Below are 6,714 nucleotides of genomic sequence, written 5' to 3'. Positions count from 1 at the left end.
CCCCACTCCCCACACCCCACACCCTTCTTTACAAAACTTCATCTTGTTGGAGTGCTGGAAAGGGCGATCCTTGGGTAATAGGGGAAGGGAAATCGGGAAAATATTAAAAAAAACTTAAATTTTCTATCTTGCTGCCCTTTATACCCTTAAAGCCTTGCTGTCTCTGATTTCCTGACGGTGAGAGGCTTTGAGCCATGTCAGGAATTGATGACCAAATCGATCAAGTCATTGTTAAGTGACCGTTACAAAAAGACAGCAAAAAACTTAATAATTTGTAACAAACAAAGTTTCGACAGCAGTGTATAAATTTAACTTGAGGGGCCAAGATAACAGACAAAAGTTAAGCTGGATACTTGTTTAACCTCCTTAGGTGATTTATGAGAGAGCAGTGAAGTTTTTTCAGGTTTCTTAAAGTAAATCGCAACAATCACGGTCAAGGCTCGTCCAGACTCACCGTGAAATCCCTTAAGAGGGAAAATTTTAATTGCAAGCAAATCCCATTTAAATTTAGGAGATTGTCACAATGTTTGACGCATTCACCCGGGTAGTATCCCAAGCTGATGCTCGTGGCGAATATTTAAGCTCTTCGCAACTAGACGCTCTCAGCGCCATGGTTGCCGACAGCAACAAACGGATGGACTCTGTTAACCGGATCACCAGTAACGCTTCCACCATCGTTGCCAACGCCGCTCGTAGCCTGTTCGCTGAACAGCCCCAACTGATCACCCCCGGTGGTAATGCCTACACCAGCCGTCGTATGGCCGCTTGCCTACGCGACATGGAAATCATCTTGCGCTATGTTACCTACGCTACCTTCTCTGGCGACGGCAGTGTTCTCGATGATCGTTGCTTAAATGGTCTGCGCGAAACCTATGTAGCTTTGGGAGTACCAGGAGCTTCCGTAGCTGCTGGCGTAAGCAAAATGAAAGAAGCCGCTTTATCCATTGCTAACGATCGCAACGGTATCACCCCCGGCGATTGCAGTGCTTTAATGTCTGAAATTGCCAGCTACTTCGACCGCGCCGCCGCTGCTGTCGCCTAGTCCCTGGGGCTAGTCTCAATTAAACCGTAGGAAACTTATTGCAAGATTATTGGGAGATACCAAAAAATGAAAACCCCCCTTACCGAAGCCGTAGCAGCCGCTGATTCTCAAGGTCGTTTCTTAAGCAGCACCGAAATCCAAACTGCTTTCGGTCGTTTTCGTCAAGCTTCTGCTGGCCTCAGCGCCGCTAAAGTGTTGACCGAAAAAGCCAATTCTTTGATCTCTGGCGCTGCTCAAGCTGTGTACAACAAGTACCCCTACACCACCCAAATGCAAGGGGCTAACTTTGCGGCGGACCAACGCGGTAAAGAAAAATGCGCTCGTGACATCGGTTACTACCTCCGCATGGTGACCTACTGCTTAGTTGCTGGTGGAACCGGTCCGATGGACGAGTACCTCATCGCTGGTATCGACGAAATCAACCGCACCTTCGACCTGTCTCCTAGCTGGTACATCGAAGCTCTCAAATATATCAAAGCCAACCATGGTTTAAGTGGCGACCCTGCGGTAGAAGCCAACTCCTATATCGACTACGCTATCAACGCTCTCAGCTAGTCCAATCGAAAAAACTGCTGGTCTGGAAAGACAGGAGGTTGTTAGCAAAAGGGTTAGCAATCACCTGTTCTTCCAGACCTTGTTATATCCATCGTCAAGGCGGCCAGGTAATCGAACTGATCCTCCCCTAGTTTTGAGGGGTCAGAAAATGATCATTTTTTTGTAGGAGAACTTTAGTGGCAATTACTACCTCAGCTTCCCGTTTAGGGACAACCGCTTTTAGCGAGGTTGCTCCCGTGGAATTACGTCCCGATTGGTCCCGTGACGACGCACAGGCGGTTATTCGCGCCGTCTATCGTCAGGTGCTAGGCAATGACTATATCATGCGTTCCGAGCGCCTTACCAGTGCCGAATCCTTACTCTGCAATGGTTCGATCACCGTGCGGGAATTTGTCCGCGCCGTGGCCAAATCGGAACTGTATAAGAACAAATTCTTCTACGGTAACTTCCAAACCCGCGTCATCGAACTTAATATCAAACATCTTTTAGGTCGCGCTCCCTACGATGAGTCGGAAGTGGTCTATCACCTCGATCTCTATGAAAACAAAGGATTCGAGGCCGATATCGACTCCTACATCGATTCCGCCGAATATACCGAAAACTTCGGCGATAGCATCGTTCCCTACTATCGCGGTTTCGCCACCCAACCCGGTCAGAAAACCGTGGGATTTACCCGGATGTTCCAACTCTATCGCGGTTATGCCAACAGCGATCGCTCTCAGATTGCCGGCAAAACCTCCCGTTTAGCGGTGGAATTAGCTCAAAACGGTGCTTCGGCAGTAGTCGGTCCCTCCGGTGGCAGCGATGGTTGGGCCTATCGTCCCTCTGCTCAACGCAACACCCCCAGTAAAGCTCTTGGTGGTAGTGTGGCCTATGGTGATGTGGGTAAGCTCTATCGCGTGGAAATTGCCGCTATTAGCAAACCAGGTTATCCCCGTGTCCGTCGCAGTAGCAAAGCGATTATCGTCCCCTTTGAACAGTTAAATAACACCCTGCAACAGATCAACCGTCTCGGTGGCAAAGTTGCCAGCATCACCCCCGCTAGTTTGAACTAATCTTCTAGCTTAAGATAGCTAAAAGTCTCCCGGGCAGCCGTCAGGTTCACCGGGAGACTTTTTTCTAGGGAACTGGCAGAAATTGACCCTCAGCAGATCGAGCAAACCTGTAGAATGAAAATAGTTCTACCGTTTTAATGCCTGTGACTGTCACTTCGATCGCTTTTGACTCTATCGATACTGCCTTAGCGGAAATCAAAGCCGGACGGGCTATTGTAGTAGTTGATGATGAGAATCGCGAAAATGAAGGAGATCTAATCTGTGCGGCCCAATTTGCCACCCCCGATATGATTAACTTCATGGCAGTGCAAGCTCGCGGTTTAATCTGTCTGGCAATGACGGGAGAGCGTCTTGATGCTCTCGAATTACCCTTGATGGTGACAAAAAACACCGATAGCAATCAAACCGCTTTTACCGTTAGCATCGATGCTGCTCCCCATTTAGGGGTTAAAACTGGCATTTCGGCAGAAGATCGGGCGAAAACCGTGCAAGTTGCCATTAATCCAGTCACTCGTCCCGACGATCTCACCCGTCCCGGTCATGTCTTCCCGATTCGTGCTAAAGCCGGTGGAGTCTTAAAACGCGCCGGTCATACGGAGGCAGCGGTGGATCTAGCTCGATTAGCCGGGTTGTATCCGGCGGGAGTTATCTGTGAGATCCAAAATCCCGATGGTTCCATGGCCCGTTTACCGCAACTATTTGAATACGCTCGTCAACATAATCTCAAGTTAATTAGCATTGCCGATCTGATCGGTTATCGCTTAAAACATGATCGCTTTGTCCATCGGGAAACGGTCTGTAATTTTCCCAGTCAATTCGGCACTTTTCAGCTTTATGCCTACCGAAATTTATTAGATCAAACCGAACACATCGCTATTGTGAAAGGCGATCCCGCTCTCTTTGATGATCAACCTGTAATGGTACGAATGCACTCGGAATGTCTGACCGGGGATGCTTTGGGATCCTTGCGTTGTGATTGTCGGCAACAGTTACAAAGTGCCTTAAAAATGATTGAAAACAACGGTTTAGGGGTGGTGGTTTACCTGCGACAGGAAGGCCGGGGAATTGGCTTAATTAATAAGCTAAAAGCCTATTCTTTACAGGATATAGGATTAGATACGGTGGAAGCCAACGAAAGGTTAGGATTTCCCGCCGATTTGCGCGATTACGGCATGGGAGCGCAAATGCTTAACGATTTGGGGGTGAGAAATATTCGTTTAATTACCAATAATCCGCGTAAAATTGCCGGATTAAAAGGCTATGGTTTGGAAATAGTCGAGCGAGTACCTTTACTGATCGAGGCTAATGATTATAATTCCAATTATCTGGCCACAAAAGCGGAAAAGTTAGGACATCTATTCTTACAAACCTATCTAGTCACCATCGCTCTCAGTTGGGGGGAAAATCCGCCGTCAATTTCGCAAAGATATCATCAATTAGAGAAATTACGGCAGTTAAGTCGCGCTAATCAATTATCTCTCCAAGAAGAAACCCGACCGGTAGCCAATGCCCTTTTTAATCGCGCCCCTTTGATCGTACATTTAGGTTTAGATATTCGTCAGGGTGTCAGCAGTAATTGGTATAAAGATCCTTCCCATCCTTACCTTTTGGTTATTGACAAGATATTAAATGACGTTAAAGATTGGTCGGAAATTGAACGCTTAGAATTTTTAATTTCCGACGGAGATGATTCGATGACGGGATTACAAATGAAACTCGATCGTCAAAAAATGTCCGATGAAGATTTTTCACAATTACCACAATTAGCTACCCAAATTATCTACAGTTTTACTCGTGAGTCAGCCAAAAGTTAGTTTTTTATGACCAGAAAAGATCGTAACAGTTATAATTAAACAAAGCTAGTATAACGGGGAAAAACTATGACAACTCTCGACATTTTACCGGAAGTTACCTGTCCCCCCACGGATTTATGGAGTGATGAACCACCCTTGGAAAGTGATTTACATCTGCAACAGATCATAATTCTTCTCAGTTGTCTAGAATTATTATGGCAAGAGAAAAACGATTACTATGCTTCCGGTAATCTGACTATCTACTATAACGAAGAACAACTGAAAAAGCGCGATTTCTGTGGTCCAGATTTTTTTGTGGTTTTAGATACAGAAAAACGTCCCCGCAAAAGTTGGGTAGTTTGGGGAGAAGGGGGTAAATATCCCAATGTGATCGTGGAGATTCTTTCCGATTCTACGGCCAATATTGACCGCACTAAAAAGAAAATTCTCTATCAAAATACCTTTCGCACTCCTAATTATTTTTGGTTCGATCCTAATACCTTAGAATTGCAAGGATTTAGACTAATTGCGGGACAATATCAGGCTATTCCTGCTAATGAAAACGGCTATTTATGGAGTGAACAATTAGAACTATATTTAGGCATTTTTGACCGTAAACTGCGTTATTTTACCGCCGATGGTCAATTGGTTCCCACTCCCCAAGAAGCTGAATTAGAGCAAAGACAAGCAAAGGAACAGATTCTTTTAGAAAGGGAACAGATTCTTTTAGAAAGGGAACAGGAACGACAAGCGAAGGAACAGGCTATCCTTGAAAAAGAACAAGCTATCTTGGAGAAGGAAAAATTAGCCCAAAAATTACGAGAATTGGGCATTGATCCCGAAACTATCTGATTGATCAATATCTCTAAGTAGGGTTTGCTGAAAAAGTAGGGGCGAAGCATTCGGATAGAAAATCTACGGTTTCACCGATAGGTTATTGCCCGAATGCTTCGCCCTTACAGAACGCGGGCCGATGAAGACCCAAGGTTTTGAAGCACGATTCTCTCAAAATCTTGCACCTGTTTCGCGAAACAAGACCCTAAAACCCTTACCTCGTCTATATTTCACATTTATTCAGCAAACCCTAGTTAGGTGTTAAAAATTGTCAGTTTCCCCCCTTAATAAGGGGGGATCAAAGACAAAATTTATCTTCTATTTAATAGGTAATTCCTATCCTAGAAATAATGGTAATTTAACCTTATTTTTCCTGTCTTTCTAAGGCTAATTGTACCAACTTATCGACCAATTTATCAAACTCTAAACCGGTGGCTTTCCAGAGTTGGGGATACATACTAAAATTAGTAAACCCCGGCAGAGTATTAATTTCATTGAGAAACACTTCCCCAGTATTTTCTACATAGAAAAAATCCACCCGCGACAATCCCGCAGCATCCACAGCTTTAAATGCTTCTACAGCCATTTCTCGCACTTGATTAGCAATTTTATCGGGAATATTAGCGGGAATCACCATACTCGATCGCCCGTCAGTATATTTAGTTTCGTAGTCATAAAAATCACTATCAAAAGTAATTTCTCCCACCAGAGAAGCTTGGGGATTATCATTACCTAAAACCGCACATTCGATCTCCCTTGCGGTTACTCCTGCTTCAACAATAATCCGTCGATCATAACTAGCAGCACTATCTAAAGCAGCCTCTAATTCTTGCCGGTTGCGTGCTTTACTAATACCCACCGAAGAACCTAAATTAGCCGGTTTAATAAAACAAGGATAACCTATTTCCTCGGCGATTTGATCGCACAATTGCGGAAAAATACAGGGATTTGACCACACTTGCGAGCGGGTTATGGCCTTATACTTAACTTGGGGTAATCCAGCGGCTGCAAAAGCAGTTTTCATGGCAATTTTATCCATTCCCAAGCATGAACCCAGTACCCCACTACCCACAAAAGCAACCCGCATGAGAGTGAGTAATCCTTGTAAAGTGCCATCTTCTCCATTCGGTCCGTGGAGAATTGGAAACCAAACCTCGATTTCTCTCACTTCCGGGGGAAATTGCCAGATATTGACTTTTATATCACTCTCAATAGCTAGGGGTTGCCCAGAGGTTAAAATTTGTCTAGCAGTTGCTGCCGAATGCCAACAGCCATTTTTATCGATATAGAAGGGGATAACGGCGTATTTGTCAAGATTTTCGGGGTAATTAAAAGCTTGCAGGATCGATCGAGCCGAATTGATAGATACCTCGTGTTCTCCCGATCGACCACCAAACAACAATCCTACCTTGATCTTATCCATATTATCCTCTCT

At 44.9% G+C, this 6,714-nt stretch carries 6 protein-coding genes; 5 read left to right on the top strand and 1 reads right to left on the bottom strand.

Annotation, left to right across the window (positions count from 1 at the left end; all coding sequences use genetic code 11):
- Window positions 1-523 precede the first annotated feature (523 nt).
- The 5 genes from IQ224_RS08000 (at window position 524) to IQ224_RS07980 (ending at window position 5,297) form a co-directional block, all read left to right on the top strand.
- Window positions 524-1,042, top strand: a complete 519-nt coding sequence (locus IQ224_RS08000; RefSeq protein WP_002735500.1) for a phycocyanin subunit beta — start codon at window positions 524-526, stop codon at window positions 1,040-1,042.
- A gap of 66 nt (window positions 1,043-1,108) precedes the next feature.
- Window positions 1,109-1,597: a phycocyanin subunit alpha gene (gene cpcA / locus IQ224_RS07995; protein WP_002736555.1), complete on the top strand. Its 489-nt coding sequence runs from the start codon at window positions 1,109-1,111 to the stop codon at window positions 1,595-1,597.
- 176 nt (window positions 1,598-1,773) lie between these two features.
- Window positions 1,774-2,652, top strand: coding sequence for a phycobilisome linker polypeptide (locus tag IQ224_RS07990; RefSeq protein WP_002745355.1), 879 nt, complete (start codon window positions 1,774-1,776; stop codon window positions 2,650-2,652).
- Between the two features lie 137 nt (window positions 2,653-2,789).
- Window positions 2,790-4,466, top strand: coding sequence for a bifunctional 3,4-dihydroxy-2-butanone-4-phosphate synthase/GTP cyclohydrolase II (gene ribBA / locus IQ224_RS07985; protein ID WP_194032810.1), 1,677 nt, complete (start codon window positions 2,790-2,792; stop codon window positions 4,464-4,466).
- A gap of 66 nt (window positions 4,467-4,532) precedes the next feature.
- Entirely contained in the window at window positions 4,533-5,297 is a 765-nt protein-coding gene (locus tag IQ224_RS07980; protein ID WP_194032809.1) for a Uma2 family endonuclease, read from the top strand.
- A 346-nt stretch (window positions 5,298-5,643) separates the two neighbouring features.
- Here IQ224_RS07980 and IQ224_RS07975 read toward each other — a convergent pair whose 3' ends face one another.
- Window positions 5,644-6,702, bottom strand: coding sequence for a D-alanine--D-alanine ligase family protein (locus IQ224_RS07975; protein WP_194032808.1), 1,059 nt, complete (start codon window positions 6,700-6,702; stop codon window positions 5,644-5,646).
- Window positions 6,703-6,714: the final 12 nt, after the last annotated feature.

It is taken from the genome of Microcystis sp. LEGE 00066, assembly GCF_015207925.1.
Taxonomy (GTDB): Bacteria; Cyanobacteriota; Cyanobacteriia; order Cyanobacteriales; family Microcystaceae; genus Microcystis; species Microcystis ichthyoblabe_A.
The sequence above is the reverse complement of the archived record's forward strand: the minus strand, read 5'-3'. Positions and strand labels throughout refer to the sequence as shown.

Bases quoted from the DNA above. Each gene is read 5' to 3' on its own strand.
- ribBA (WP_194032810.1), top strand. From the start codon at position 2,790: ATGCCTGTGACTGTCACTTCGATCGCTTTTGACTCTATCGATACTGCC.
- IQ224_RS07975 (WP_194032808.1), bottom strand. From the start codon at position 6,702: ATGGATAAGATCAAGGTAGGATTGTTGTTTGGTGGTCGATCGGGAGAA.
- cpcA (WP_002736555.1), top strand. From the start codon at position 1,109: ATGAAAACCCCCCTTACCGAAGCCGTAGCAGCCGCTGATTCTCAAGGT.
- IQ224_RS07980 (WP_194032809.1), top strand. From the start codon at position 4,533: ATGACAACTCTCGACATTTTACCGGAAGTTACCTGTCCCCCCACGGAT.
- IQ224_RS08000 (WP_002735500.1), top strand. From the start codon at position 524: ATGTTTGACGCATTCACCCGGGTAGTATCCCAAGCTGATGCTCGTGGC.